23 protein-coding genes and 3 pseudogenes are annotated in these 26,979 nt (G+C 73.7%); 15 read left to right on the plus strand and 11 right to left on the minus strand.

The window, feature by feature from the left end:
* Positions 1-190 precede the first annotated feature (190 nt).
* The 5 genes from ABT263_RS01580 to ABT263_RS01600 all read left to right on the plus strand — a co-directional run bounded on the left by ABT263_RS01580 (position 191) and on the right by ABT263_RS01600 (position 5,994).
* Positions 191-979, plus strand: coding sequence for a hypothetical protein (locus ABT263_RS01580; protein WP_352286403.1), 789 nt, complete (start codon positions 191-193; stop codon positions 977-979).
* A 52-nt stretch (positions 980-1,031) separates the two neighbouring features.
* The gene (locus tag ABT263_RS01585) at positions 1,032-1,178 is read left to right on the plus strand and encodes a hypothetical protein (protein ID WP_352286405.1); all 147 of its coding nucleotides are present in this window, start codon (positions 1,032-1,034) and stop codon (positions 1,176-1,178) included.
* A 498-nt stretch (positions 1,179-1,676) separates the two neighbouring features.
* Positions 1,677-2,651, plus strand: coding sequence for a DUF8832 domain-containing protein (locus tag ABT263_RS01590; protein ID WP_352286407.1), 975 nt, complete (start codon positions 1,677-1,679; stop codon positions 2,649-2,651).
* A gap of 203 nt (positions 2,652-2,854) precedes the next feature.
* The gene (locus ABT263_RS01595; RefSeq protein ID WP_352286409.1) at positions 2,855-3,916 is read left to right on the plus strand and encodes a polysaccharide deacetylase family protein; all 1,062 of its coding nucleotides are present in this window, start codon (positions 2,855-2,857) and stop codon (positions 3,914-3,916) included.
* Between the two features lie 5 nt (positions 3,917-3,921).
* A complete protein-coding gene (locus tag ABT263_RS01600; protein ID WP_352286411.1) occupies positions 3,922-5,994 on the plus strand; it encodes an N-acetylmuramoyl-L-alanine amidase in 2,073 nt (690 codons plus the stop codon).
* Between the two features lie 10 nt (positions 5,995-6,004).
* Here ABT263_RS01600 and ABT263_RS01605 read toward each other — a convergent pair whose 3' ends face one another.
* From ABT263_RS01605 to ABT263_RS01615, 3 genes are all read right to left on the minus strand, one after another.
* Entirely contained in the window at positions 6,005-6,370 is a 366-nt protein-coding gene (locus ABT263_RS01605) for a hypothetical protein (protein ID WP_352286413.1), read from the minus strand.
* Positions 6,367-6,588, minus strand: a complete 222-nt coding sequence (locus ABT263_RS01610; protein ID WP_352286415.1) for a polysaccharide deacetylase family protein — start codon at positions 6,586-6,588, stop codon at positions 6,367-6,369. The genes ABT263_RS01605 and ABT263_RS01610 overlap by 4 nt, the downstream gene beginning before the upstream one ends.
* 351 nt (positions 6,589-6,939) lie before the next feature.
* Entirely contained in the window at positions 6,940-7,446 is a 507-nt protein-coding gene (locus tag ABT263_RS01615; protein WP_352286417.1) for a carboxymuconolactone decarboxylase family protein, read from the minus strand.
* Between the two features lie 392 nt (positions 7,447-7,838).
* On the opposite strand from ABT263_RS01615, the gene ABT263_RS01620 reads away from it, so the two are divergent.
* Entirely contained in the window at positions 7,839-8,216 is a 378-nt protein-coding gene (locus tag ABT263_RS01620) for a peptidoglycan-binding domain-containing protein (RefSeq protein ID WP_352286419.1), read from the plus strand.
* Between the two features lie 86 nt (positions 8,217-8,302).
* Here ABT263_RS01620 and ABT263_RS01625 read toward each other — a convergent pair whose 3' ends face one another.
* Positions 8,303-8,710: a pentapeptide repeat-containing protein gene (locus ABT263_RS01625; RefSeq protein WP_352286420.1), complete on the minus strand. Its 408-nt coding sequence runs from the start codon at positions 8,708-8,710 to the stop codon at positions 8,303-8,305.
* Positions 8,711-8,973: 263 nt separating this feature from the next.
* Between ABT263_RS01625 and ABT263_RS01630 the strand changes: the two genes are divergently transcribed.
* Both ABT263_RS01630 and ABT263_RS01635 read left to right on the plus strand, forming a co-directional pair.
* Entirely contained in the window at positions 8,974-9,393 is a 420-nt protein-coding gene (locus ABT263_RS01630) for a DUF8189 domain-containing protein (protein ID WP_352286422.1), read from the plus strand.
* Positions 9,394-9,653: 260 nt separating this feature from the next.
* Positions 9,654-10,994 (plus strand): ALF repeat-containing protein, encoded by a 1,341-nt coding sequence (locus ABT263_RS01635; protein ID WP_352286424.1) that lies wholly within the window; start codon positions 9,654-9,656, stop codon positions 10,992-10,994.
* Positions 10,995-11,085: 91 nt separating this feature from the next.
* Here the strand turns inward: ABT263_RS01635 and ABT263_RS01640 are convergent, their stop codons facing one another.
* Positions 11,086-11,817 carry an SDR family oxidoreductase gene (locus tag ABT263_RS01640; protein WP_352286426.1) on the minus strand — a complete coding sequence of 244 codons (732 nt, stop codon included), beginning with the start codon at positions 11,815-11,817 and terminating at the stop codon, positions 11,086-11,088.
* A gap of 142 nt (positions 11,818-11,959) precedes the next feature.
* Between ABT263_RS01640 and ABT263_RS01645 the strand changes: the two genes are divergently transcribed.
* On the plus strand, positions 11,960-12,550 hold the full coding sequence (locus ABT263_RS01645) for a TetR/AcrR family transcriptional regulator (protein ID WP_352286428.1): 591 nt from the start codon (positions 11,960-11,962) through the stop codon (positions 12,548-12,550).
* 262 nt (positions 12,551-12,812) lie between these two features.
* Here the strand turns inward: ABT263_RS01645 and ABT263_RS01650 are convergent, their stop codons facing one another.
* Positions 12,813-13,997 (minus strand): cytochrome P450 family protein, encoded by a 1,185-nt coding sequence (locus tag ABT263_RS01650; protein WP_352286430.1) that lies wholly within the window; start codon positions 13,995-13,997, stop codon positions 12,813-12,815.
* Positions 13,998-14,268: 271 nt separating this feature from the next.
* On the opposite strand from ABT263_RS01650, the gene ABT263_RS01655 reads away from it, so the two are divergent.
* The gene (locus ABT263_RS01655) at positions 14,269-16,275 is read left to right on the plus strand and encodes a serine/threonine-protein kinase (RefSeq protein ID WP_352286876.1); all 2,007 of its coding nucleotides are present in this window, start codon (positions 14,269-14,271) and stop codon (positions 16,273-16,275) included.
* 40 nt (positions 16,276-16,315) lie between these two features.
* On the opposite strand, the gene ABT263_RS01660 is transcribed toward ABT263_RS01655, so the two are convergent.
* Together ABT263_RS01660 and ABT263_RS01665 are read right to left on the minus strand one after the other, a co-directional pair.
* Positions 16,316-17,728: a DUF2252 domain-containing protein gene (locus ABT263_RS01660; RefSeq protein ID WP_352286432.1), complete on the minus strand. Its 1,413-nt coding sequence runs from the start codon at positions 17,726-17,728 to the stop codon at positions 16,316-16,318.
* A gap of 189 nt (positions 17,729-17,917) precedes the next feature.
* Complete coding sequence (locus ABT263_RS01665; RefSeq protein ID WP_352286433.1) at positions 17,918-19,144, minus strand: PP2C family protein-serine/threonine phosphatase; 1,227 nt, start codon at positions 19,142-19,144, stop codon at positions 17,918-17,920.
* 347 nt (positions 19,145-19,491) lie between these two features.
* Here ABT263_RS01665 and ABT263_RS01670 point away from each other — a divergent pair, with 347 nt between their 5' ends.
* Positions 19,492-20,166: a helix-turn-helix domain-containing protein gene (locus ABT263_RS01670; RefSeq protein ID WP_352286435.1), complete on the plus strand. Its 675-nt coding sequence runs from the start codon at positions 19,492-19,494 to the stop codon at positions 20,164-20,166.
* Between the two features lie 123 nt (positions 20,167-20,289).
* Positions 20,290-20,445: pseudogene (locus tag ABT263_RS01675) on the plus strand (nitrate reductase); the annotation flags it as partial.
* Positions 20,446-20,979: 534 nt separating this feature from the next.
* Here the strand turns inward: ABT263_RS01675 and ABT263_RS01680 are convergent.
* On the minus strand, positions 20,980-21,996 hold the full coding sequence (locus tag ABT263_RS01680) for an alpha/beta hydrolase (RefSeq protein ID WP_352286436.1): 1,017 nt from the start codon (positions 21,994-21,996) through the stop codon (positions 20,980-20,982).
* A 477-nt stretch (positions 21,997-22,473) separates the two neighbouring features.
* Here ABT263_RS01680 and ABT263_RS01685 point away from each other — a divergent pair, with 477 nt between their 5' ends.
* Together ABT263_RS01685 and ABT263_RS01690 are read left to right on the plus strand one after the other, a co-directional pair.
* Positions 22,474-22,815, plus strand: a complete 342-nt coding sequence (locus tag ABT263_RS01685) for a DoxX family protein (RefSeq protein ID WP_352286438.1) — start codon at positions 22,474-22,476, stop codon at positions 22,813-22,815.
* Positions 22,816-23,112: 297 nt separating this feature from the next.
* The gene (locus tag ABT263_RS01690; RefSeq protein ID WP_352286440.1) at positions 23,113-24,462 is read left to right on the plus strand and encodes a ferredoxin reductase family protein; all 1,350 of its coding nucleotides are present in this window, start codon (positions 23,113-23,115) and stop codon (positions 24,460-24,462) included.
* Between the two features lie 131 nt (positions 24,463-24,593).
* Here ABT263_RS01690 and ABT263_RS01695 read toward each other — a convergent pair.
* Positions 24,594-24,944: pseudogene (locus ABT263_RS01695) on the minus strand (TetR/AcrR family transcriptional regulator C-terminal domain-containing protein); the annotation flags it as partial.
* 29 nt (positions 24,945-24,973) lie between these two features.
* Here ABT263_RS01695 and ABT263_RS01700 point away from each other — a divergent pair.
* Positions 24,974-25,402, plus strand: a pseudogene (locus ABT263_RS01700) (glucose-6-phosphate dehydrogenase); the annotation flags it as partial.
* 175 nt (positions 25,403-25,577) lie between these two features.
* Here the strand turns inward: ABT263_RS01700 and ABT263_RS01705 are convergent.
* A complete protein-coding gene (locus ABT263_RS01705; protein ID WP_352286441.1) occupies positions 25,578-26,972 on the minus strand; it encodes an MFS transporter in 1,395 nt (464 codons plus the stop codon).
* Positions 26,973-26,979: the final 7 nt, after the last annotated feature.

A 26,979-nucleotide genomic window follows, 5' to 3' on the forward strand; every position in this document is an offset into this window, starting at 1 on the left:
GTCCGCGGGGCTGCCGGGTTGGTGGACCCCGCCGGCCCCGGGGGGGTCCCCGCGGCGGGGCGCGCGGGGGCCCGGGCACGGTTACACCCGGGCCCGGGGCCGCCGGTTTCAAACAGTGTTTGAAACCGGCCTGGGTCGCGCTATTGTCATGATCAGTAAATCGCACACGGCTCGGAGGGGGGTGGTGACGATGGACATCGTTCTGTTCAACGTGACCACGGCGGCACTGATGGTGCTGATGTTCAAGGGCGGTCTCGCCCTGGTCGGCCAGCACACGCTGACCGCGCGGCGGATCCCCTGGGCGGCGGTCGCGCTGACCGCGATCGCGCTCGGTGGCGTCGCCCTCCAGCTCTGCTGGTCGGGGGCGATGGGAGCGTTCGACGCCGACCCGGCGAAGTCCGGCTGGTGGCGCGTGGTCACCTCGGTCTTCCTGCAGAACGGCGGCATCGGCGGCGCGGCCTGGAACATCGCCACCCTCGCCGTCGTCGCGGCCTTCGCCGACTGGTTCTGGGGCGCGCCGCTGACGCTCGGCCTGTTCGCCGCGGGCATCCTGCTGCCCGAGCAGATCGACAAGCTGTGGGGCCAGACCTCGCACAGCACCGACCCGCGCAACTTCGCCGGCAGCTCGGGCGCCACCTACTTCCTCGGCGCGACGCTGGCCGCGGCCCTGCTGCTGCACGGCGGGGCCGACCAGCGCCTCGGCCGGGCCGGGGGCGAGGGCGACCGGGCCGCGGCCGGCAAGGCCGTCCGCATCGACCGGCTGCTCGCCCTCGGTGTGCCCGCGCTCGGGCTGGCGATGTGGTTCGCCCAGGAGAACGGCCACGGGCTGGTCTCCGCCTACGGCTTCGTCCTGGGGGCGCTCGCCTGGGCCGCGTTCCGCACGGTGCTCCACCCGGACCGCGACCTGCGGCAGGCGCCGCGCAGGACCGTCGGCGCGCTGACCGGCCTCATCGGCCGCCGGGCCGGGAACGCGGGTTAGCCGCCGACGCCGCCCCCGCGCGCCGGGCCACCGTCACCACGAGCGAGAGGGCATGTCGGAAGACCTGCGCCGGGACGTGTCGAAGCTCGTCGACCAGCAGGTGGCCAGGATCCTCGAAGCGACCGACCGTGACGTGACCCGGACGGTCGGCCTGACCAGCCCGCCCGGCGTCACCATGTCCTACTCCAGCACCGCCTAGAACGTCCTCGGCCGGATCGTCGACGTGGTCACCGGCGGAAGGTGGGACGAGGTGCTCAGGGAACTGCTCCGCACCCCGCTCTTCGGCGTCCGCGCCACCGCCCGGTCGGGGCGGGGCGCGGAGCACCTCCCCGCGGACGAGCAGTCCGGGACCCGGGCCGTACCCGCCGATCGGCGGGTACGGCCCGCGGTGCTGTCGGGCTCGCGCTGCGTGGCCCTACGATCCGGCCCGCTCGCCCCGGCCGGTCTCCGCGCCCGGGCCGAACTTTCGGTTATCCCGGCGCCCCTCGCCGGTCTCCTGTTCAGTGCGGCCGGTTCCCTCGGCTCGCACGGCACCGTGCCGTCGGCCGAAGAGGAGGAGGGAGCGCCCCGTGAGAGGCCGCACCGTCGGCGGCGCCGACCGGGCGTCCCGCTGTCCGCCGCCCAGGCCTGACCGAACCCGCCCCGCACCCGCTCGTCCAAGCGCCGTCCCGGCGCGCACACCCGGAAAGATCCGCCGATGTCCGCTGCCGTTCGTTCGTTCTCCCCTGGTTGGGCACTGGCGTCCTGCGTGCCCGCGCTGCTGGTCGCCGGGCTCGTCGGGCTCGTCGCGTGCGGTCCCTCCGCGCAGGCCGGGCCGGCGGTGGCGTCCGGCACCTCGGGCACCTCGGGCGCAGCCGGGAAATCCGGGATGTTCGGGATGTCCGGAATGGACCACGGAGCGATGACCGCCGGGTCCGCCGCGATGCCGGGGATGCCCGGGACGCCCGCGACCGCACGGGGCCTCGCAGCCGAACAGGACGGCTACCGCCTGGACGTCAGCAGCGCCGAGCTGCCCGCCGGCCGGGCGACGGCCTGCTCGTTCACCATCACCGGCCCGGACGGCGGGCCGGTCACCGACTTCGCCGAGCACCAGAGCAAGAAGCTGCACTTCTACGCGATCCGCTCCGACCTCACCGGCTTCCAGCACCTGCACCCGACGATGGCCGCCGACGGCACCTGGACCGCCGACCTGTCCGCCCTCGCCCCCGGCGACTGGCGGCTGTACACGTCGTTCCTGCCGAACACCGGCCCGCGCGCCGGCGAACTCGTGCTCAGCCGCACCGTGACCGTGCCCGGCGCGGCCTCGGCGGTGCCGTTGCCCGCTCCGGCGGGCAGCACCACCGTGGACGGCTACACCGTCGACCTCCGGAGCGAGCCGATGGCCGGTGCGCACCGGCTGACCGCCACCATCAGCCGGGACGGCCGGCCGGTCACCGACCTCCAGCCGTACCTGGACAGCTACGCCCACCTCACCGCCTTCCACCAGGGCGACCGGGCGCTGGCCCACCTCCACCCGACGGACCGGGTCGACGGCGAGCACGGCGGTCCGACGCTGACCTTCATGGCCCTGCTCGGGGCGCCCGGGAACTGGCGAGTCTTCCTGCAGTTCCAGACCGCCGGGCACCTGCACACCGCGGAGCTGACGCTGAACGTCGCCGAGCCCGAGGAGTAGCGGGCCGCTGCCCCGCAGCCACCGGCTGGAGGCCCGAACGGGCGGCCGCGGACGGGGTCGCCCCGCTCGCACGTCTGTCGGGTCCCTCGCCCCGGCCCGGTCGACGGAGCGTCCGTGCGGGGCGGCTCCGGTGGTTGGGCCGATCGGATGGCGGTTCGTCCGCGCTGCGCCGCCGCGCGAGTGGTGCTGGCTACGGTGAGCGCATGCGACGAGGTGTGCGGATGTGGCCGGCGGTCCTGGGGGTGTGTGCGGCGCTGCTGGCGCCGGGGCCGGTGTCCGCGACACCCGCGACGCCCGCGCCGACCGGCGGTTCGGCGTCGGCGGGGCCGGACTGCGAGCGCCTGGCCTGTGTGGCGCTGACCTTCGACGACGGGCCCTCCGCGGCGACGGCGGAGCTGCTCGACGATCTGGCCGCCGCCCGGGTTAAGGCGACGTTCTTCGCCGTCGGGGATCAAGTGCGCTGGTGGCCCGACCGGTTGAGGCGTGAGGCGGCGGAGGGCCATGTGATCGGAAACCACAGCATGACCCATCCGCGTCTCGGGGCGTCGACGCCCGCGCAGGTGCGCGCCGAACTGGCGGGCGGCGAGCAGGCGATCGCCGAAGTCCTCGGTAAGCGGCCGGAGTTGGTGCGACCACCGTACGGCTCCTTCAGTGCCGAGGTCCGCCGGTTCGGGCACCCGCTGGTGCTGTGGGACATCGACACGCGGGACTGGGACCACCACGATCCGGCGCAGGTCCTCGCCCGGGTCGAGGCCGGTGTGCGACCGGGGTCGGTCATCCTGATGCACGACACCGAGAACCAGCGCGAGACGCTCGCCGTGGTACCCGAGCTCGTCCGCCAGCTGCGCGGGGCCGGCTACACCCTGGTCACCGTGCCCGAACTCTTCGCCCCGGCCACGCTCGTGCCCGGCGGCGCCTACCGCGACCGGGCCTCCGCCGTCCGCCCCGTCGAGCACCCGCAGCCCTGGGACACCGCACCGGCGAGCAAGGAGCAGGACTCCGCCGACGCGGTCGCCGGCACCCTCGTCTGGCAGCACCCCACCGGCGCGCCGGACGGCGCGGCCGAGGCGGAGACCGTGGAGAGCGGCCTGCGTCCCGGCGAGTGCCGCACCCTCGTGTCGCCCGGTCCGCCCGCGTACGCCGTGCGCAATCTCACCGGTCACGACATTGAGCTGCACGACCGGCCGGACTGCACCCGTCGGACCGGGACCGTCACCCCGGGCGAGGAGATCGTCGGCGAGCTGTACAGCGTCCGGGTCCTCTGAGCCCGATGGGCCACGACTCCTTCTCCCGGCGGCTGGTGGCGATCGCGACCGGCCGGTGGGCGGCCACGGCCGGGCCCGCCGCCCCGGCGCCACCGGGCCGTCCTTCGCGCTCCGGAGGTGCGGCCCGGCGCCGGGGCGCGGCCGTGCTGACCGCCCTGGCCACCGTGGCCTGCGTGGTCTGTCCGGCCGCCGCCCGCGCCGACGGCGGGCCCGCGCGGGAGCGTCTCCTGCAGCGGCAATTCACCTCGGCCGCCCGGGAGTTCGGCGTGCCGGTCGGAGTACTCCTGGCACTCGCCTACCAGGAGAGCCGCTGGGAGTCCCACCAGGGCAGGCCGAGTACCACCGGGAACCACGGCGTGCTGGGGCTGACCGACGTCGACGTCGCCGCCGTCAACGCCGTCAACGCCGTCAACGCCGACCACCCGGCCCGGCGCGGCGCGGCGGGCACCGCGAAACCCCGGGTCACGGACTCCCCGGCGCTCCACACGCTCCGTGCGGCGGCCGCCCTGATCCACCGCCCGGCCGAGGAGGTGAAGCGGGACACGCTGCAGAACCTCCGCGGCGGCGCGGCCCTGTTGGCGGGATACCGGAACGCGCTGCCGGGACCGGTCCGCGACGGCGCCGGCGGCTGGTACGAAGCGGTGACGCGCTTCGGGCGCGGGGCGGATGAGGACGAGCCGGGCCGTCGGTTCGCGGACCGGGTTTTCGAGACCCTGCGCGTGGGCGCGGAGCGGACCACCTCCGAGGGGGCACGGGTGAGGCTCGCCGCCGAACCGGACCTCGTGCCGCCCGCCGCCCGGCCGCACCGGCCCGCCGAGCAGCCTTCGGCGCGGCCTTCGCGCCGGGCCGACGGGCCGGTCGCCGAGTGCCCGGACGAGCTCGGGTGCGACTTCGTGCCCGCCGCGTACGCCCTGGCCGACCCCGCGGACCCGACGTCATGGGGGAACTACAACCCGGCCGACCGCCCCGCCGACGGCCTGCGGATCCGCACCCTCGTGCTGCACGACACCGAGGGCGGCTTCGACGGGGCGATCGAGTACTTCCAGGACCCCCGGGCCCGGGCCAGCGCGCACTACCTCGTCCGTGCCTCCGACGGCCACGTCACCCAGCTGGTGGCCACGCACGACATCGCCTGGCACTCCGGCAACAAGACCGTCAACATGCACAGCATCGGGATCGAGCACGAAGGCTTCGCGCTCCCCACCGACCGGCCCACCTGGTACTCCGAGCAGTTGTACCGGTCCTCCGCGGAGCTGGTGCGCCACCTCGCGGCCCGGTTCGCCGTGCCGCTGGACCGCGAGCACGTCATCGGCCACGACGAAGTCCCGGCGCCGACCCAGGCGGCGGTGTCCGACATGCACTGGGACCCGGGCCCGTACTGGGACTGGGAGCACTACTTCGCACTGCTGGGGGCGCCGCCCGGGCCGGCCGACGGTCCGCCGCGGCCGGGTGACCCGGTGGCCGTCGTCGCGCCGCTCGTGGCGACCGGGCCGCTGCCGCCGCAGGCCCGGGAGCTGCAGGCGCGCAACGCCGTCCTGCTTCGTACCGGTCCGGCCGCCGACGCGCCGCTCGTCAACGACGGGTCCACCAGGCCCGACGACTGGAGCGACACCGCCGTCACCGGCGCCCGCTACGTGGTGGCCGGGCGCGAGGGCGACTGGACGGCGATCTGGTACGACGGGCAGAAGGGCTGGTTCCCCGATCCCGCGGGCCTGAGCACCCGCCGCGTGGGAGCGGCCGGCCGTACGCTGCTCACCCCGCGCCCCGGACCGGCCTCGGTCCCGGTGTACGGCCGCGCCTATCCGGAGGCCTCCGCCTACACCGACCACCCGGCCGTCGACCCGCCGCCGGTGGTCGCCCTGCGGGCCACCCTCCCGGCGGGCCAGGTGTACGTCGCGGCGGACGAGTCACCCCGGCCGGCCGACTTCTTCCAGCAGCGGACGATCCGTACCGACACGCCCGACAGCCGGATCCTGGTGGTCGGCCGCGACACCTACTACGCGATCCGCTTCGACCACCGGCTCGCCTTCGTGCGGTCGAGCGACGTGCGCGTCGTCCCGCCCACGGAGTCCGGGTGACGGCCGCCGGTCAGGCAGTCGGGACGGTGAACCGGTACCCGGCGTCGACGAGCCGGGGCAGGTAAGGCCGGACGGCGGCGACGGTCTGCGAGCGGTCGGCCGGCCCGCCCCGGGCGGGCAGGAACTCGGGGGTGAGGCAGCCGTCGTGGTTGAGGACGATCGAACCGGTCCGGGCCTCGGCGAGCACCCGGTCCACGATGACGTCGGCACCGGGGTTCGACCAGTCCTCCGGGTCCACCGACCAGGAGACCGGCCGCAGTCCGAGGTCCGCGCAGACGGCCATGGTGGCCGGGGTGAAGTGGCCGCCGGGGGCCCGGAACAGCGTCGGCCGTCGGCCGGTGACGCCTACGACGAGCTCGGTGGTGCGCTCCTTCATCCGCCCGGATCTGCGGCTCGGACAGGTGTGGTTGCCCAGGACGTGGCCCTCCTCGCGATTCGGCGGGCCAGACGGGGGTCCTTCTCGACGTTGGCGCCGATCACGAAGAAGGTCGCGGTGACGCCGTACTGCCTTAGGACGGTGAGGAGTTCGGCCGTGGCGTAGGGGCCGGGGCCGTCGTCGAAGGTCAGCGCCATGGCCATCGGTCCGGCGTCCACGCACTCCTGCGGCCCGGAGGGGGCGCCCGTGGCCTTGCCCGTGCCCCCGCCCGGGCCCCGCCTGTGGTCGCGGTCTCCGCGCCGGGCGCCCGGGGCGGACGCGGCCCCGCCGCGCCGACGGTGGCGCCCGCGCCGCAGGCCGTGGCGAACGCCAGCTCCTCGGCCGCAGGGCGGCGGCCCTGAGCAGGGGGCGTCGTGCGAGCTGTCCGCGGTGAACCGTCCTGGCCGCAGTATCGGCGTCGGCGCCACGGCGCCGGGCCGCACGACCACCCGGGCGGCGCTTGCGCGGTGAACGGCGGGGCAGGGCGCCCGGATCCACGCCGCACGCGTGGCCGGGCGCCCCGGTGGGGCCTACTGCCACGGGTCGGTGAACGACCGCCCGGGTACCGGCTTGGCGATGAGCGCCACCGCGATGAAGAAGTTCACCTGGCCGATCGCGAACATCAGGGTGGCGAGCGCCCGGGCGTCGTAGTGCTCGGTCGCCCGGCCGTACAGCTCGTCGGAGACCCGCTCGCCGTGGACGGACGGCTGGAGCACCGCTTCCACCAGCGCCAGCGCGGCCCGCTCCGCACCGGTGAAGTACGGCGAGTCCGCCCAGGACACCACCGAGGTGATGCGCTCCTCGGACTCCCCGGCCTTGCGCAGGAAGCCGGTGTGCAGCACGGTCAGGTAGGTGCTGCCGACGATCTGGCCGGCCCGCAGCTGGACCAGGCTGATGGTGGAGCGCGGCACCGAACCGTTGCCGGTGGCCCTGAACAGCGCGGCCGACACCTCCGCCAGCTCGGGCACGAGCTGCGCCGGGTCCTCGGTCATCCGCGGCGCCATCGGGACCTCTGCCGTGATCGATCGCGTTTCCATAAGTGCCTCCTCGGGGCTTTCACACGGTCACTGCTGCTTCGACGGACGGCGGCGGGAAGATGTGACAGCGGCCGGACGCCAAGTTCGCCGGAGCCGTGCGGCTCCCGGGCGGCGTCGCCAGGCGCTGCTGCCTCTTCCCGCGACCGGACAGCGGACCTTCCGGTGACCGCTCCCCTCAGGTGGGGGTGCGCCAGCGGCCGGTGACGAAGATCTCCGGTCTGACCCGACGGGTCACTTCGACCGCGGGTGCGCTGGGCCGGGCTCCACGCACTCCCCCCGCGCGCCGAAGTGCGCCCTGCTCCGACGGCTTGTACCGAGATAGGTTCGCGCTCAACCAACCCGTTGGGCGGGCTTTCCCGCCCCGATCGAAGGGCTCTCGGTTGCGTCAGCGCTTGAGACTTCCCCTCCTCGCCTCCGCGGTACTGGCTGCGGCCCTGCTTCCGGTCGGCTCCGCCGGTGCCGTTCCGGCCGCACCCATCACGGCGCAGGCGCCACCGGCGGTGGCGGTGAACTGCCGCGGCACCGTCGACGTGGGGACCTACTGCGGCTATGACCTCAGCAATGCCTACACGAGCCGCGGCGACTCCGGCGCGCGGGTGAAGGAGCTTCAGGCGCTGCTGATCTTCCACGGCTACTCGGTGGGCTCCACCGGGGTGGACGGCCAGTTCGGAGCCGCCACGGAGTCCGCGGTGAAGCGGTTCCAGAGTGCGGAACGGATCACCGTCGACGGCATCGTCGGTCCGGCCACCTGGGGGTACCTCCGGGCCTAGGTGATCGGTCCACCGCAGGGGCCGGCCCGATGAGCCGCGCGCTGGTCCGGCCCCTTCGTAACCCGGCCGATCTACCCGGTGAGGGGTCAGCCGATGACCTGGTCGAGCTCGAGGTCGCGGAGGACGGCGTCGTCCAGCCTGACGCCGGTGGCCTCGGTCAGCCCATGAGGCGGGGCGCCGGTGAGGACCAGACCCAGTCGTGCGCCGGTCAGGTCTGCCGCTCGGAGGTCGGCTCCGGTCAGATCGCAGCCCGCCAGGGAGACCCCGCGAAGGGAGTCGCCGCGCAGGTCGGCCCCGCGAAGGTCGCACAGCTTGAAGCTGCAGCCGTCCAGGGTGGCTCGGCGCAGATCGGCCCCACGGAACGAGCACCGTGTGAACCGCAACTGCCGCAACGAGACCGATGCGAGGTCACCGTCGTCGAAGGAGACCCGTTGGAGAGCCGCGTACCGACGGTGCGACGCGAGGTCTTCCTTTGTCGTCACCACTCTGTCCATGGCGGACATCGTGTCAGCCCTGGAACGCGACTGTCGTCGGCAGTCGCGGGCCCCGGCGGTGCCGACCGGGCCAGAAGGACGCGCGCGGGTCTGACAGGGGAGTCCGGTGCTGTTCCGGGTCGACGGGACCCTCCGATGAACTCGACGGGGTGCGGCTCCCGTTGGTACCGGTGAGGGCCCGGCGGGTGGGCGCCGGGTGGGCTGTGGCCCGGGTGGACCGGTGCGCCGACGAGGCCCGGTCCCGACCAGTCAGGAGCAGACGCATGAACAAGATCAAGGCCGCGGTCGTGGCCGCCGCCGCCCTCGCCGGAGTCGGGCTGGGCGCGGCTCCCGCGTCGGCGGGTGACATCGGTGTCCCCGGGCACTGCAGCGACCGGCAGTTCGGCGGCACCTACCTGTGCGGCGGCGCCTACGGCGACGGCGTGACGTACTTCGGTTTCCGGGACGGCACCAGCGAGATCTTCGTGATCGGGACCGACCACGCCGTGTGGACGCGCTGGACGACCAACAGCTCCGGCAAGCTGAGCTCCTGGACCTCCCTGGGCGGCTCCTTCACGAGCAAGGTCGAGATCACCCGACAGACCCTCGGCGGCGCCTTCACCATCACCGCGCGCGGCGACGACAACCGCCTGTGGTCCCGCGACCGCGACCAGAACGGGAAGTGGAACGGCTGGCACAACTAGGAACGGCCGGCACCGGCACGTCCTGATCGTGGTGGGGGAGACCCGGAGAGCCGGTTCACGGCCGCTCCAGGCCTCCCCTTCGTGCGTCAGTTGCCGGTGCGGACGCGGTCGGTGCTCACGGTCCGGGTCGTCGGAGACCCAAGGACCAGGACGTGACGGAAATGTGTTCGCGTGTGAGGGGTGGTGTCGCGATACGATCCCCCGGCCGACCACCGCGCAGCCGCGTCGGGGTCGTCCGTATCCAGATCCTGAGGTGACCGTTGAAGATCCGTCGTTCGCTCGCTACCGCCGTCCTCCTGGCCACGGCCGCCGCGCCCGTCGCCCTGGGCAGCACCCCGGCGTTCGCCGACAGCGCCCCGGCGGGGCAGGAGCAGACGGACCCGGCGGGGACGAAGACGGACGACGAGAACCGGGCGGCGATCGAGAAGCTGCTCGTCTACCCGAACAGCTACCTGCTGACGGCGCCGAGCGGCTACCTGCGCGAGCACGCGGCGGCGGCCCTCGCGGGCACCCCCGAGGACCGGGCGCGCTTCCTCGCGTCGGAGGTGGACCGCATCCGCCGGGACGACGCGCGGATCGCGATCCTGCGGATCATGAGCGCCGGCGGTCCGGTCGTGCAGAAGGCCGCCAACGCCGTGCTCGACCTGGACGACATCGAGGTGTTCCGCGCCTTCCTGAACCAGGGTCAGTACGAGGCCCGGGCCGAGGACGAGAAGCGTGCCGAGGTGCAGCGGATCCTCGACGACCCGAAGAGTGGGCCGGGTGTGCGCGAGGGCGCCCGGAAGGCGCTCGCGGGGACGGCCGGGGATGTCGAGCAGTTCCTCACGGTGGGCCTCAAGAAGGCCGGTGAGGACGACGACCGGGTCCTGCTCGGCCAGATCATGGCCGTCGGTGGCCCGGCGGTGCGGGCCGCCGCCGGCGCCGCGCTCGACGGCACCATCGACGACGTCCGTGCCTTCCTCAAGGTCGGCCAGTTCGTCGCCCGGGCCGAGGACGAGAACCGCGCCGAGGTCCGGCGGATCCTCGACGACGCGGGTACCGGCCGTCATGTCCGGGAGGCGGCCGAGAAGGCGCTCGCCGGCAGCGCGGCGGACGTCGAGCGCTTCCTGAAGGCGCAGCTGGAGCCGCTGCGGGAGAGCGACGACCGGATCCGCGTCTCCCAGCTCGTCGAGACCGGGACGCCCGAGGTCCGGAAGGCCGGCCTCGCCGCGCTCGAAGGCACCGCCGCGGACGTCCGGGCCTTCCTGGCCGAGGGCCGGTTCACGGCTCGTGCCAAGGACGAGGCCGCCGCGAAGGCCGCCGCCGAGGCTGCCGCGAAGCCCGCCGCCGGGGCGGTGCAGAGCACGTCCGGCACCACCCAGCCGGTCCCCGCGGTGGCCCCCGCCGCGGTCAAGTCCGGTACGACGGCCGCGACGGCCGCGACGGCCGCGACGGCCACCTCGGCCACCGTCCCCACCGGGGCCGTCCGGGGCACCGGTACCGGCACGCTGGCCGCCACCGGCTCGACCGCTCCGCTCGGGGAGCTCACCGCCGCCGCCGGCGCGGCCGTCCTCCTGGGCGCCGGCGCGGTCGTCGCCTCGCGCCGCCGCTCGCAGGCCTGATCCACCCCCTCGCCGACCGGTGCGCCGCCCGCACCGGTCGGCGAGGTGTTTCCCGGGCCCCGGCCGGGCCGGCCGAACCGGCTGCGCGGACCTACCCCTGGGCGGTGGGGCGGACGACGATGTCGCCCACATCGACCCCGTCCGGCTGCTCGATGGCGAAGGCGATGGCGCGGGCCACCGCGTCCGGCGGGAGGGCGATCTCCATCAGCTTGTCGATCTGGGGCTTCACCGACGGGTCCATGTGCTCCGCGAAGTCCGTGCGGACGGCGCCGGGCGAGACGACGGTGACGCGCAGGCTGTCACCGGCCTCCTGGCGCAGGCCCTCCGAGACGGTCCGTACGGCGTTCTTCGTCGCCGCGTACACCGACTGGAGCGGCACGATGCGCAGGCCGGCGGTGGAGACGGTGTTGACGAAGTGTCCGGAGCCCTGCTCCCGGAAGACCGGCAGGGCCGCGGCGATCCCGTACAGGACGCCCTTGAGGTTGACGTCGATCATCTGCTCCCAGTCCTCGACGCGCAGGTCGTCCAGGCGGGAGATCAGCCCGACCCCGGCGTTGCCGACGAGGACGTCGAGCCTGCCGTAGCGGTCGCGGGCCAGCTGGACGAGGCCGGTGAGGTCGCCCTGCCGCGTCACGTCCGTGCGGATCCAGGCGGCCTCGCCGCCGGCCTGTTCGATACGGGCGGCCAGGGCCTCCAGGCGCTCTGTGCGCCGTGCCCCGAGGACGACCTTCGCGCCGCGCGCGGCCAGCAGGAGTGCGGTCGCCTCGCCGATGCCGCTGCCGGCGCCGGTGATCGCCACGACCTTGCCTTCGATTCCCGACATACGGGACCGTCCTTCCGAACAGGGGAGTAGGGGGCGGGGGCAGGCCGGGCCGTGCCCTAGAGTTGAAAGTGGAGGGTCCGCCACTTCGCCCAGACTAAGCGGAGGGCCCTCCACTTAGCAACGGAGGAGGGAGAGGCCGCCGATGACCCGAGCTTCAGGGCGCCCGCTGAGGGCCGACGCGCAGCGGAACCGGGACAGGATCCTGGCCACCGCGGTGCGCATGTTCACCGAGGAGGGGCTCGACGCGACCTTCGAGCGGATCGCCGCCGAGGCGGGTGTCGGAACCGGCACCCTGTACCGCAACTTCCCGACCAGGGAGGCGCTGGTCGAGGCGGCGTACCGCAACGAGGTGGCCCGGCTCTGCGACGCCGTCCCCGGACTCCTCGCGACCATGCCGCCCGCCGAGGCCCTGCGTGCGTGGACCCGCCGCTTCATCGACTACGCCACCGCCAAGTTCGGTATGGCCGACGCCCTGCGGGCGGTCGTCGCTTCGGGCAGTGACCCCTATGCCGACAGCCGCGAGATGATCCAGGGCGCCCTCGCCGCCCTGATGGACGCCGGTAACGCGGCCGGAACGATCCGGTCCGACATCAGCGCGAGCGACGTGTTCGCCGCGCTCGCCGGCATCGCCCTCACCTCGGCCGGGCCGGACCAGCGCGAGCAGGCCGAACGCCTCCTCGACCTCACCCTGGACGGACTGACGGCGGCCCCGACCCGGCTGTCCGGCGACTGACGACGGCCTCCCGGGCGGTACCGGGTCGGGTGCGGAACCTCAACGGGAACAACCCGACCAGGCCGGACCCGTTCGTCGCCGACAGCCCCGGCCGGCAGGTCGCCTTCCTCTTCCCGACAGCTGGAACTTCGCGTTCCGTAGCGGCTGGTGCCGCTCGGGGCGCCCGCGGGCACCACCTCTCCACAACGACGTGCGTGACCCGGCGTGCGCGGTGCCGTGCGCCCCCGGCAGAGGGGAGCGGCGGACAGCACGGCGGCGCCGCCTACAGGCGGACCGGCAGGGCGACGAGGCCGCGCACCAGCCGGGAGTGGCGCCAGGAGAGTCGGTCGGGCGGGACGGCCAGCCGCAGGGTCGGGAATCGCTCCAGGAGGACCCGCAGGACGACCTCGATCTCGGCGTGGGCGAGCGGTGCCCCGACGCAGCGGTGGATCCCGTGCCCGAAGGCCAGGTGGCCGGCCGCGTCGGGCCGTTCGAGGTCGAGCCGGTCGGGGTCGGCGAACCGCGCGGGGTCGCGGTTGGCCGCGCCGGGGCAGACGAACACCGGGGAGCCGGCGGGGACTTCGCGGTCGCCCAGGCGCACCGCCTCGGGAGCCCAGCGCCAGGTGGCGATGCTCACCGGCGCGTCGTAGCGCAGCAGTTCGTCGACCGCGGCCGGGATGCGGTGCGGGTCGGCCACGAGGCGCCGCAGGTCGTCCGGGTGCCGGAGCAGCGCGAGGACGGCGTTGCCGATCGCCGCGGTGGTGGTCTCGTGCCCGGCCACCAGCAGCAGCACGGCCAGCGACAGCAACTCCTCCTCGCCGAGGCGGTCGGCGTCGCTGTCGCGGACCGCGATCAGCTCGGAGAGCAGCGAACCGTCCGGCCCGGACCGCTTGGTGGCGATCAGCTCCGCCAGGTAGTCGGCCAGCGCGTGCGAGGCCGAGTCGATCCGCTCGTGGTCGCCGGTCGCGAACAGGTCGGTGGACCAGCCGCGGACGGCCGGGCGGTCCTCCGGCGGGACGCCCAGGAGTTGGCAGATGACGGTGACCGGGAGGGGCCCGGCGAGGTCCTCGACGAGGTCGACCTCGCCACCGGGCGCCCAGCGGTCGACGAGTTCTTCGGCGAGTGAGCGGACGTACGGGCGGAGTCCGTCGACCACGGCGGTGGTGAACGCCCTGGTGACCAGGCGGCGGAGCCGGGTGTGCTCCGGGGGATCGGTGGCGAGCATGGTGCGGGCGACGGCCGGGTGCAGGGACCGCTCGGACGGCTTGTCGGCGAAGTACGCGCCGGTGTCCTTCGACAGCGGGGCGGTGAGGGCCTGGCGGGCCGCGTGGTAGCCGGTGACGACGGTCGCGGTGCCGGGGCCGGCGCCCTCCATCGGGACGCGCAGGACCGGGGCGGCCTCGCGCAGGGCGGCGTAGGCGGGGTAGCGGTCGCGGTAGAACGCCGGATCGGCGAAGGGGGAGGCCATGTCGGTCCCTGGGCTGTGTCGAGCGGGCCGCCGCCGGGCGGCGGCGACGGAGCGGACGGTGTCGGAGGTGGCGCACTGCTGGGCTACCGGTCGTGGCCGGGCGGCCACGGCTCGGATGCTACCCGCGCGGGCGCCGCCGCCGGTCGGCCGCCGGTCGGGACGGCCCGGACGCGGGGCCCCGTGGAATGCACAGCCGTCGGACCGGTCTCGTAGAGTGGCGGAAGCGGCGGGGGCCGTGCGACACGGGGGATTGCGAGGCGCCTTGAACGCTGTGGGGACGCGGATCGCCGACCGGTACCGGCTGGAGGCACTGCTCGGGCGCGGCGGGATGGGCGAGGTCTGGCGGGCCCACGATCCCCGGCTGGACCGCGGGGTCGCGATCAAGTTCCTCGCCCCGCAGTCGGCGGCCGGCGCGGTGGCCGCGCAGCGGTTCCATCGCGAGGCGCAGGTCACCGCGCGGTTCCAGCACCCGGGCATCACCCAGATCTTCGACAGCGGCGAACAGGGCGGCCGGCTCTACCTGGTGATGGAACTGCTCCGGGGCCGCGACCTCGGCGAGGTCCTGCACGGGCGGCCGTCGGGGCTGCCCGTCGACGAGGCGGTGGAGCTGACCGCGCAACTCGCGGGCGCCCTGTCCTACGCGCACCGGCTGGGCATCGTCCACCGGGACATCAAACCCGCCAACCTCGTGCTGCTCCCCGACGGCACGCTCAAGGTGTGCGACTTCGGACTCGCCGGGTACGTCCGGGCCGACTCGGGTCTCACCCGGGAGGGCAGCGTGATGGGCACGCCGGAGTACATGGCCCCCGAGCAGTGGCGGAGTCCCAGGGTCGACGGACGGGCCGATCTCTACGCGCTGGGCTGTGTGCTCTTCGCGCTGCTCACCGGACGGCCGCCGTTCCCGGCGCGCGGCGGCCTCTGGACCCTGATGGTCCAGCACCTCCAGACCCCGGCCCCGCGTCTCGCCCCGCTGCGGCCGGAGGTCCCCGACGAGCTCGACGAGCTGGTCGCGGAGCTGCTCGCCAAGGATCCGGCGGACCGCCCGGCCGACGCGGGAGCCGTCGTGGCGCGGCTCCGGGGGGTCGGCCGCCGCCCGTCCGCGCCGGAGCCGCGGACGCCCGCCGTTCCGGCCACTGTTCCCACCGCAGTACCCACCGCCGTTCCCGCCGTGGTGCACTCCGGCGGTCTCGGGCTGGAGCTGCACCGCAACGAGTTCCTCGCCCCGGGTGCCACCGAGGCGCACACGATCCTGACGGTGACCGGCCCGAGCGGGGCCGCCGACCGTGCGGCGGCCGGCGCGCCCCGCGCGCTCGTCCTCCTGGTCGGACTGTCGCCGGAGCTGCCCGAGGCGGACTTCCGGGCGGTCGGTGCGGCGGTCGCGGCCGTCATCGACGGCCTGGACGAGGACGCCTCCTTCGCCGTCGTCGCGGGGTCGGCGTACGCGCGGATGCTCTACCCCGACACCCAGCGGCTGGTCCGGGCGACCGCGGCCGCCAAGGCCGGGGCGCGGGCGGCGCTGGCCGGGCTGGAGCCGGTCGGCGCGGCGGCGTTCGGCCGCTGGATCCGGCTGGCCGACCGCCTGTTCGCCGGCCACGCCGACGCGGCGCGCACCGCGATCCTGCTGACCGACCTGGAGGCGGCGGCCGAGAGCGCCGACGACCTGGCCGCCGCCCTCGCCTCCTGCGCGGGCCGCTTCCCGTGCCACGCCCGGGGCATCGGCGAGCGGTGGTCGGTGGCCCAGGTGCGGTCCGTCACCTCCGCGTTGGGCGGCACCCTCGACATCGTGCCCGCCCCCGCGTCGCCCACGGGGACACCGGGCCTCCACCGGGAGCTGGCCTCCCTGGTGGACCGGACCCGCCGGGCCGGGCTGCGCGACCTCGCCCTGCGGATCACCACGTACGACGACGGCGGGGTGCGTTACCTCAAGCAGGTCTCCCCGCGGTTCGAGGACCTGTCGGAGCGCGGGCAGCCCGTCGGCCCCGGGGTCACCGAGTACCCCGTCGACATCGCCGACGACGAGTCGCTCGACTTCCACCTCTGTGTCGGACTACGGCCCGGGCGGGAGGGGGAGGAGGTCGTCGCGGCCGAGCTGGAGATCGTCCAGCTCCCCCCGACGGGTGACGGCCGGACCCTCGTCCGGGCCCGGATGCCGGTCCACCGGGGCGGAGATCCCGCCCGGCCGGCCGCCGCACCGGTCGCGGTGGACCGGGAGGCGCTCCTGCGCGCCATCGAGGAGGGGCTCCGGGCCGACGGCCGTTCGCGGCCGGCCGAAGGCTGATCAGCGGGCCCGGGCGGCGCGACCCGGCGGCCGCGACGGGTCAGCCGGCCTCGGCCGGGAGCCGGCCCGCCGCGACCGCCTCGACCAGCGCCCGGTGGTCCCGCTCGTTCCGGTCCGCGTACGCCTCCGCGAACTCCACCAGGGCCCGGTCGAAGGCATCCCGCTTCCCCAAGTAGGCGGCGATGGCGATGCGGTCGCCCGACCGGGCGTGCGCCCGGGCCAGCGTGGCGCCGCACAGTTCGCCGAAGGCCCGCATGCCGCGCGGCACCATCCGCTCGGCCACGACGATGCCCTTCCAGTCGCGGAGCTGACGGATGTAGAAGTCCCGCCGCCTGCCGTCGATGCCCTCGACCCGCTCCCAGCCCAGGAAGATGTCGCTGGTGGCCTGCATCAGCCGCTGGCCGGAGACCACCCGCTCGCCCTGGTTGTCGTACCGGCTCGCGCCGACGTACGGCGCCAGCACCGATTCGCCGGCCTCCTTGGCCTGGAGGAACAGCGGGTCCTCGCCGTCCCGGCCGAGCAGCAGGAAGATCCAGCACCGGGTGCCGACGCTGCCGACACCGACGACCTTGCGGGCCGCGTCCACCAGCCGGAACGCCGAGAGCAGGGTGCGCCGGTCGGCGGGCATGGTGCTCGCGTAACGCCGCACCAGGCCGTGGAACAGCTCCATCAGCGCGGTCCGCTCCACCTCCGGCAGGAGGTCGGCGATCGGGACGAGCAGCGGCGGGTCGGCGGCGATCCGGACCAGGCCGTCCGTCACCTCGGTGAGCTTGCCGAAGGCCTGGAGGCTGTCGCGGGTGCGGGCCTTCGACATCGCCTCGTCGAGCCCCCGGCGGGCCCGTTTGGAGACCCGGCCCACCGCCAGCTCCCGCAGCCGCTGCGAGTCCAGCTGGGCGTACCAGACATCCAGGTTGCGCATCCCCGCGAACCGCCGCATCGCCTCCCGGTACGAGCGGACCGCAGTGGCGACGATGTCGGCGCGCTGCGCCCCGTCGAAGCCGTTCGCCCGGCCCGCGATCACCAGGCTCGACGCCAGCCGTTTCACGTCCCACTCCCACGGGCCGGGCAGCGTCTCGTCGAAGTCGTTGATGTCGAAGACCAGCCGCCGCTCCGGCGAGGCGAGCAGCCGGAAGTTCAGCATGTGGGCGTCGCCGCAGAGCTGGACCCGGATGCCCGAGTCGGGGGTGCCCGCGAGGTCGGACGCCATGACCGCGGCCGCGCCCCGGTAGAAACGGAACGGGGACTCGGCCATCCGGGCGTACCGGATCGGCACCAGCTCCGGCACGCGCAGCGCCGACTGGGCCGCCAGGATCGTCAGCGGGTCGGGCCGCTCCGGGCCCGGCCGGTACTCGGCGTGGGCGGAACGCGGTGTCGACCGGCGTGCCGCACGGCCGGCCGCCGCCCGCTCCTCGGGGGTCGCGCGCCGCACGGGACGCGCCTGGTCCTGGCCCATCCGGTCCTCCTGTCCGACCGCGGCCGCGCTCCCGGCCGCCCACCTGCGGAGGATCGCCGGCCGGCCCCCCGGGGGGAGGGAGGCAGGCGTCGGCGGCCCTGCTCCGATCATGGCCGCCCCGGGCCGATCCGGCTCGCGGTGAGCCGGCTCGGGCCGAGCGTGGCAGGCCGCGACCCTGCCGGCCGGGGGTCAGAGGCGGACGATGACGAGCGCCGTGTCGTCGGTCGCGCCGCCGGGCGGGAGCAGCTCGGTGAGGACGAGGTCGGCGAGGGCGTCGGGATCGAGCCCGCGGTGGCGGACGAGCGCGTCGGCGAGCCGGTTCAGGCCGGTGTCGATGTCCTCGCGCCGCCGTTCGACGAGGCCGTCGGTGTAGAGGACGAGCGTGTCGCCGTGGGTGAAGCCGGCGACGGCCTGGGGCCGGGCCTGGTGCTCGGGGCGGGCGCCGAGCGGCGGGTCGGTGGCCCGGTCGAGGAACTCGACGGTGCCCTCGCCGTGCAGCAGGACGGGCGGCGGGTGGCCCGCGCTGCTGTAGGTGACGGTGTGGGCGTCGCAGTCGATGAAGGCCGTGGCGACGGTGGTGGATTCGGCGCCGTCGACGAAGCGGGCGTAGAGGCCCAGGACCTCCAGCGCCTGGGCGGGCCCGACGGCGACCCGGGAGGCCGCGCTGAGGGCGCTGCGCAGCTGGCCCATGACGCCCGCCGCGGCGAGGCCGTGGCCCACCACGTCGCCGACGGCGACCGCCACGCGGTTGCCCGGCAGCTCGACGAGGTCGTACCAGTCGCCGCACACGTTCAGCGCCCCGACGGCGGGCCGGTAGCGGACCGCGGCGAGGTGGTGCTCAAGCGGTCGGGGGCCCGGGAGCATGGCCTCCTGGAGCGCGAGCGCGACCTCCCGTTCGCGGTCGTGGGCCTCGCGCAGGCGCTCGTTGACCTCCTGGAGTTCGCGTGCGCGGGTGTAGAGCTCCGCCTCCAGGACACGGGCGCGGTTGCCCTCGGGCAGACCGTGGGCCCGGATGAGTTCGGTGATCTCCTCCACCCGGTGGACGAGCAGCACCACTTCGCCGCCCGGGGCCAGGACGGGAGCGTTGACCGGGCTCCAGTAGCGCTCCTCCCACTCGCCGGCGCTGCCGGCGGACTGGACGTCGTAGCGCTGGAGGGCCATGGTGTCGCGTTCGCCGGTCGCCAGGACCCGCTGCAGGGAGACCCCGAGGTTGCGGCTGCCGGTGGCGTCCGGATCGTTCGGATTGTCGGGGAAGACGTCGAAGAGGTACCGGCCGACGAGCTGCTCGCGGGTACGGCCGGACATCCGTACGAAGTCCTCGTTGACGTCGACGTACACCAGGTCCGGGGTGAGGAGGGCGACCATGCCGGGCAGGGCCTGGAACACCGCGCGGTAGTCGACGGCCGGGAGGCTCATGGGTCCGCACGGGGGCCGGGCGCGGAGCCATCAGCCTCCCGGCCCACCCGTCCGAGGAGGGCTCCGAGGGACCCGCCGCGGCCGTGGCAGCCCGTGACGGGCCGGCTCCGCCGGTCGAGTTCCTGGTCCATCGCATGCCTCCGACAGCTGTGGCACTCCCCCTGCCACCATCAGTGATCCGGGCGCGCCACGCCAGCCGGGCCGGGCGGCCCCTATGGCGGCCGCCCGCGGTCGGGGCAACGCTGGAAGGGAAGGCCGGGCGGGGAACCGCCCGGCACCCACGCCCGACGGGGGCGACCAGGTCGCTGACGACCACGGAGCGTGACCCCTGGCACCGAGGAGTCGATGTGGACCAGAACCCCGGACCTGACGCCGCCCAGGGGGTGGATCCGGCCGTCGTCGCCCGGCGGATCGATGACCGCCGTCGACAGCTCGGGCTGACCGAGGAGGCGCTGGCCCGGCAGACCGCGATGGCGCCCCGCTACCTCCGGCACCTGATGGAGGCCGGCCCCGCCTTCGACCCGGCCGCCTTCGTCAGGATCGCCGCCGTGCTGCGGACCACCTACGGCGAGCTGCTGTCCGGCCGCGCCGACGCCCCGCCGGGGCAGGGCGGCGCCGGCGCGCGCCCGCTGCTCCTGCACCTGACCGAACCCGAGTGCTGGGACCGCGTCGGCACCCACGGCATCGGCCGGATCGGCCTGCCCACCCGGCCGGCGCCGGCGGTCTTCCCGGTCAACTACACCGTGGACGCCCGCACGATCGTCTACCACACGTCCGCGCACGGCACTTCGGCCCCGCCCGACGGCTCGCCCGTCTCGTTCCAGGTGGACCACATCGACGAGAGCCTCAGCCGGGGCTGGAGCGTGCTGATCCTCGGCCGGGCCCAGTACGTCGAGGACCCCGACGAGATCGCCCGGCTCAAGGAGCTGCCGGGGAGCACCCCCTGGGCCGGCGGCGGCCGCGACCTGTGGGTGCGCATCCGCCCGGACGAGACCAACGGCCGCCGGATCACCTCCGGGTAGGGCCGCCACGCCGCTGCGCCCGAGGCGCGGGTCGGGGGAGGGGCGGTGACGGCCGGGGCGGGCGGTGGCCGGGACAAGGGTGGCGACAATCCCCCGGAAGTACAGAGAATGCGAACCCCCCACATGGATCTCGGCGTGCGCTGGAAGCTGCACGGTGACGGGCGTACGCCCGCACCGGGAGCGGTCGTCGCTCCGGACGAACGACTCTCCTGGCCCCGGACGGCGGGGCCCGGCGCCCAGCACGTGGTGGGCATGTTCGGCGCGAGCTTCGTTGCGCCGGCGAATGCATGACGAGCCGGAGCGGATGCTACGCCGCCGGTGATCGGTGTCAAGCACGGTCGGCAGGGCAGGGCGGACGAGGTCGCGCTTCGTCGCTCGATCGCGTCCGCCGCACCGAACTACCGCCCGTCGGATCGCTCGACCGCCTACGCCGCCCGCGCGGGAATGATCTCGTACCACGTGTGACTGCCGCAGGTACTTGTCACTGCCGCAGTGTCGCGTCCTGAACAGGTGTCAACCCGGGCTGGTTCTGGATGTGCTCCGTTGCCGAGGTTGCCTGTCACTTGGGTAGATGATCTGGCAGCGCACCCGCTGTCGCCGCCGAGGAGTAGGGGCGCGGGCCGCAGGCTGCGGCCAACGCGACAGTGCCGTGGGAGAGGATCCGATCGGTCCTCTCCCGCGGCACTGTCCGTCGCAGGGATCGACTCGGGGACCGGCAGGACGTCCCCGATGAAGGCGGCCGATCTCGGCAAGAACGGCCGCGTGGTCCCTTGAGGGCCGCCCGTGCAAGGGTGGCTGGACCGGCCAGGGCGGTCAGGGTTTTGCCAGGGCGGTTCGCAGGGCGTCGAGGGCGGCGGCGCGGAAAGCGGTCATTGAAGGTGCTTTGCCGTCGAGCAAGGCATCAGCAAGGTGGTACATGCCTGGTTCGAGCCGCAGCTCGCACGCGACGCCGGCCTCGCTCAGGCGTCGGGCGTAGTCGACGTCTTCGTCGTGGAACAGGTCGAGGTCGCCCACGCCGATCCACGCGGGCGGCAGCCCGTCGAGGTTCCTGCGCCTCGCCGCCGCGATATAGGGGCGATCGTCGCGGTCCTGTGGCGGGTGGCCGAGGTAGGAGGTCCAGGCGAAGCGGTTGGAGGCCGGGGTCCACATGTGGATGGCGCTGCTGGGAGGGTCGACACGTAGAGCCGTGCGGTCGTCGAGCATGGGGTAGATGAGGAGTTGGAACCGGACCGGCACTCCTGAATCGTGGGCGCGCTGGACGACGGCGGCGGCGAGTCCGCCTCCGGCGCTTTCGCCGCCGACGGCGATGCGAGTGGGGTCGATGCCGAGGGCGGCGGCACTGGCGTGAAGCCAGCGGAGCGCACCGAAGCAGTCGTCCAGAGCTGCGGGGTACGGATTCTCGGGTGCGAGGCGGTAGTCGACGCTGACGACCAGAGCGCCGAGTTCGTCGGCGACGCGGCTGCACCAGGTGTTCTCCTGCCGAGCGGCACCCATGACGGTTCCTCCGCCGTGGATCCAGAGCAGTGCTGCGCGCGGCGCTTGGCCTGATGCCTGGTAGGTGAGCACCTCGACGGAGGGGCCGTCGGTCGTGGCCGGCAGTGTGCGCCGCTCGACGCGGACGCCGGGCCTCAACGCGGCGCCCGCCAAGGGCACGACGCGGCGGGCGACGGCCAGAGTGACCGGGTTGCCGAAGTTCAGCGGGAGGAGGAGCGCTGGGTGCCGTAGCTCGCGGGGGACTGCCGCCAGAGCGCGGCGACGTGCGCTGATCGCCGCGGCGGCGCCGAGGGTCGCTGCGGCGCCCAGTCCGCTGAGAACGCGTCGGAGTGTCATGTACTGAGCACCTTTCGTTCGGGGCGGTCACGGTTCCCGGCTTCCAGGGACGGTGCCTCGCCGGCCGGCCGCGGTTTCCAGGTCGGGCAGTGGCTGCCGGCAGACCTCGTGGGCCTGGTTGCCGGGAAGGCCAGACATCCGCAGCGGATCCTCGGTGACCTGGTCGACTGCTTTCGGCGTCGTCGCGTTCGGGGTTGTCGTGCAGGAGTCGGCCCGGGGCAGGGTGCCGCGCCCGCGACGAGGGCGTCCGCTTGACACGACCACCTTATCGGTAACAGTGTATCCATTATCAGTCCCTGATGGCACGACGGGATCCCGCAGCACGCTGATCGCCCGTCCGGTCGACCGGCGATGTGCTCGCGGCAACCTGACCGAGCCCGACCCATCCACGAACAGTCTCGTGACGACCTGCGCGCCATCGGGCCGTCGCTCTTGACACCCCCGCCCGCCACGACGCCGACACCCGGGAATCACTTCATGATCCTCACCATCACCCTCGCCTGCATCGTCCTGATCTTCGGAGCAAGCGGAGTGCTCAACGCACTCGCCTTGCCGAAGGCGCGCGAGCTGGCCGCCGAGACCGGCTTCTCCGTCGCCGCCTACCGCCGCATCGGCGTACTGCAACTGGCAGGAGTCGCCGGCGTGGCGCTCGGCCCAGCCGTGCCGTCGCTCGGCGCCCTCGCGGGGGTCGGGCTTCTCATGCTGCTCGCCGGAGCCGTGGTCGTACACCTGCGCAACGGCGACCCGTTTGCCAAACTCGTGCCCGCCGCCGTGTGCGTGGTGCTTGTCGCCTCATACCTTGCGGCCTTGTTCGCCTGAAACGCCACGGATCGGGTCCGCACCTCCACGGATGGGCAGCTCCGGGCGGTTCTGCCCTGAAGGCCGCCGACGAGGGCTTCGGGTCGCCATGTCCCGGAGGGCGGATCCAGGGCCGGTCGGCAGGCATCCGAATACACCACTGGACCAAGACCAGATAAACGGATATGTTGCAGCCAATATTAGAGTGGGCAGGAACCGCAGCCACCTGGGCTCGATGGCGCTCAAGCCGCGACCGTACGGTCCGCCCGACTTCACCGCGCCCCTTCCTCCACAGTGCCGACTCCCACGGGGTAGACGATGCCCGTCCTGATCGTGATAGCGATCTACGCTGTCCGGATCGCGCGCGCTCCCTTGGACGCGCGCCTGAAGAAGCGCCACGTCGGGCCCCTGTCGGTCACGACCGGAGCGGTCATGCTCTACCTGGCCTGGGACTGGCTCAGGCCCGAGGGCCTCAGCACGGTCTATTGCGTCGGCGAGTTCGCCGGCGTCCTGTCCGCCTACCTGATGTCCTGCACCCTGGTGCTGGCCACCCGCCTGATGTGGTTGGAGCAGTGGTTCGGCGGCCTGGACCGCATGTACCGCCAGCACAAGCGGTACGCCGTATGGTCCATGCTCCTGCTTACCCCCCACCTGCTCCTCCACTTCTTCTCCGGGTTCGACGGGAGCCAGTACGGCTACGCCCACCAGACGGCGTCGGTAGGGATGGGCCATCTCCTCGGCGCCGTCTCCGCCATCGGCCTGCTGCTGCTCGTCCTCATCTCACTCGGCCAGGTCGGCCGCATCCTCCGACTGCCCTACCAGCGCTGGCTGTTCCTGCACCGCCTCACCGGCCTGCTGCTCCTGTCGGCACTGGTGCACGGCTGGTTCCTCGACCTCGTCATCAACGGATCCACGCCCCTCCTGGCGATCTACGTCACCGTGGCCGCCATCGGCATGACCGCCTACGCCTACGACGAACTGGTGCTACGGCGCAGGGAGCCCCGGGCGGACTACACCATCCACCGCGTCGAGCGGCCGACACCCGACATCCTCGACCTCACCCTCACGCCCACCGGCAAGACGGCGCTTCCCGTGACCGGAGGCCAGTTCGTCTACCTGCGCGTCGGCGGCTGGCACGAACACCCCTTCAGCGTCGCAGGAACGCAGGCCGACGGCTCGGTACGCCTCACCATCCGCGCCCTGGGCCGCGGCACACGCGCCCTCTACACGGACGTGAGCGAAGGACACCCCGCAACCCTCAAGGGCCCTTACGGCATGTTCGACCACACCCTCGGCGGACCCCGGCAGATATGGATCGCGGGGGGCATCGGCATCGCGCCGTTCCTCGGCTGGCTCACCCACCCCGGTGCGGCGCCGGCCCAAACCGACCTCTTCTACTGCGCCCCCACCGCCGAAGACGCCCCGTTCCTCCCGGAACTCACCGCAGCGGCAGCACACCGCCCCGAGTTCCGGCTCCACCCGACGTTCAGCCGCAGCCACGGCCGTCTGACCGCCGAAAGAATCCAGGCCGAGGCCGGACCGATCACCCCCGACACGCACGTCTTCCTCTGCGGCCCCGCCTCAATGATCGAAAACCTCACCCGCGCCCTCCACCGCCAGGGCGTCCCCCGCCGGCACCTCCACGCCGAGCACTTCGCCTTCCGCTGACGAACCGCCGACCACGCGGGTCACGACAGCTGTGGGCCTGACCGTCCGGCGACCGGTTGCCCCCGGACGCCTGTGCGCCGGCCGAGACGACTCCGTAGGCGGGCGGCTCAGGTTCACGTCGTCCTGGCTGGTCAGGCGTCGTCGCGCAGGTGGGCAAGCCCGCCGAGAAGGAGTTCGAGTCCGAAGGAGGACTCGTCCTCGATCGGAACGGGCATCGACCCGGCGACGGTGACCGTTGCCGGGAACAAGGCTGGATCGACGCTCTGAAAGACGGCGGACAGCTGTGCGCCGTCGAGTTGCCCGCCGCCGCCATGACCGTTGACCTGTATGGCGAATCCGAGGACGTAGCGGGCGAGGGTGGCAAAAGCGTGCGCGGCCAGTCGCGGCGGGAAGCCGCTGTCGAGCAGCGCCGCGACACAGTGCTCCCGCAGCGCCATGGCGTTCGGCCCCAGGGGTATCTCGTCGACCAACGCCCTGATCGCCATGGAGGCGCCGGTCTGCCCGGGCTTCGATGCGCTGTGGGACCGGGCGGGTCGATGTCTTCCGGGCCATGTCCGACGTTGATCCGTCCCGCTGCCTGCGCGGCCAGTACGCGGGCTACCTCGGTGTCCCCGGGGTCAAGCCCGACTCGACGACCGAGACCTACGTCGAGCTCGCCCTGGGAGTGGACGACTGGCGCTGGAGCGGGGTGCCGTTCTTCGTCCGGGCGGGCAAGGCGCAGGGCGCGCGGGCCACCGAGGTGCGGGTGGTCTTCGAGCGCCCGCCGCGGCTGGTCTTCCTGGACCGGCCCGAGCACCCCGTCCCGAACGAGCTGGTCCGGCGGATCGACCCGGGCCCGGGCCTGCGGCTGCGGATGGTCTCCAAGAAGGCGTCCGGGCACTCGGCCGAGCCGGTGCACCTGGGCCGGTCCTTCGCCGCCGAACTCGGCAAGCCCCGCGAGCCGTACGAGCGGGACCGCTCAGCTGCGGCGCCTGTCCGACGTCCGCGCCGACACCTGACGGCGCCGCCCAGGCCCGGGCACGCTTCCGAGCCCTCGCCAGCGGCTGAGCCGGGCACGCGGTCCTCTTCGACACGAGCGGCTGGGACTCAACACCCCTGCCACGCAGCCGGTGCTGTCAGTCCTGCGCCGTCGGCCGCGGGCCGGCGGCCAGCCCCGCAGGACGGCCCGTGTGGGCTCGGGGCAGGAACAGTGCCAGAAGCACACCCAGTGCAGTTGGGGCCATCAAGGTGTAGAAGGTCCACCGAACCGGCATGCCGGAGGCGATGATCCAGCCGAGCAGCAGAGGCCCCAGGACACTGCCCAGGCGGGAGATGGCGAAGTACGACCCCACCGCCGAGGCGCGGACCGGCGCGGGGAACCAGGTGCCGACAAAGGCGTTCACGATTGCTGCGGTTCCCGTACCGCCGACGCCGGCCAGGGCCACCGCCGCGTAGACGGCCAGTGAGGGCGGGGCGGAACTGAGGACCCCCAGCGCGATCACTCCTACCCCGAGACCTGCGAGCAGGACGGGGCGAGGCCCGAGGCGGTCGGCGAACAGCGACATGGTGACGCTGCCGACAACGGCGCCTGCCGACATCGTCGCGAGGAAGGCCAGGGAGGAGGTGACGCCGTACCCGGCGAGCACCATGATCTGCGGCAGCCAGGTGTGGAGCCCGTAGATGAACACCTGCACGGCGATCCCCACCGCGCCGAAGATCATGAGGTTCGCGAACAGCGGCCGCCGGACCAGGGACCGCGGACCCGCCGGGCGCCGGCTCTCCGCCTCCAGCTGGTAGTCGCTGCCCCGCGGCGCCGGAACGGGGAGGCCGAAGCGGCGCGCCACCTCCTCGGCTTCCCTGAGGCGCCCCTTGGCCACAAGGAAGTCCACCGACTCGGGGAGCGTCACGGCCGCGATCGGCATGAGGAGCAGCGGCAGACCCGCGACCGCGTACATCGGGCGGAACCCCCACTCCGGCATGACGGCCATTCCGAGCACGGCCGATGCGATCGCGCCCACGGCGAAGCCCGCGTTGCCGACCGCGTTGAACAGGTATCGGCGGGAGGGGGGCGCGAACTCGACCGCCAGGGCGATGCAGACGGGCATCACGCCGCCGAGCCCGAGGCCGCCCAGGAAGCGGAGTGCGCCGAAGACCCCGCTCGTCGGCGCGGCGGCGCAGGCGAGCATGCACGCGGAGAACCACGTGGTGCACAGGATCAGCATGCGCTTGCGCCCCAGCAGGTCCGTCGCGACACCCCCCACGAGCGCCCCGAGCAGCAGGCCGACCAGGCCGAGGCTCGCGATCAGCCCGACATCCGCCTCGCCGAGGCCCCACGACCGGTACTTCAGCAGTGCGGGAACGGTCGCGCCGAAGACGGTGACGTCGTACCCGTCGAAGAAGATGATCAGACAGCAGAAGGCTGGCACGAAGGCTCTGAGCCCCGCGCCGAGTTCGAGTCGCGACCGTGTCACTGCCGTTCTCCTCATCCAGTGGGCGTGGTGTCGCAAGGAGCGGACGGAGACGACGCGCACCGGACGG

The sequence above is a fragment of the Kitasatospora sp. NPDC001603 genome (assembly GCF_040298365.1).
Classification (GTDB): domain Bacteria; phylum Actinomycetota; class Actinomycetes; order Streptomycetales; family Streptomycetaceae; genus Kitasatospora.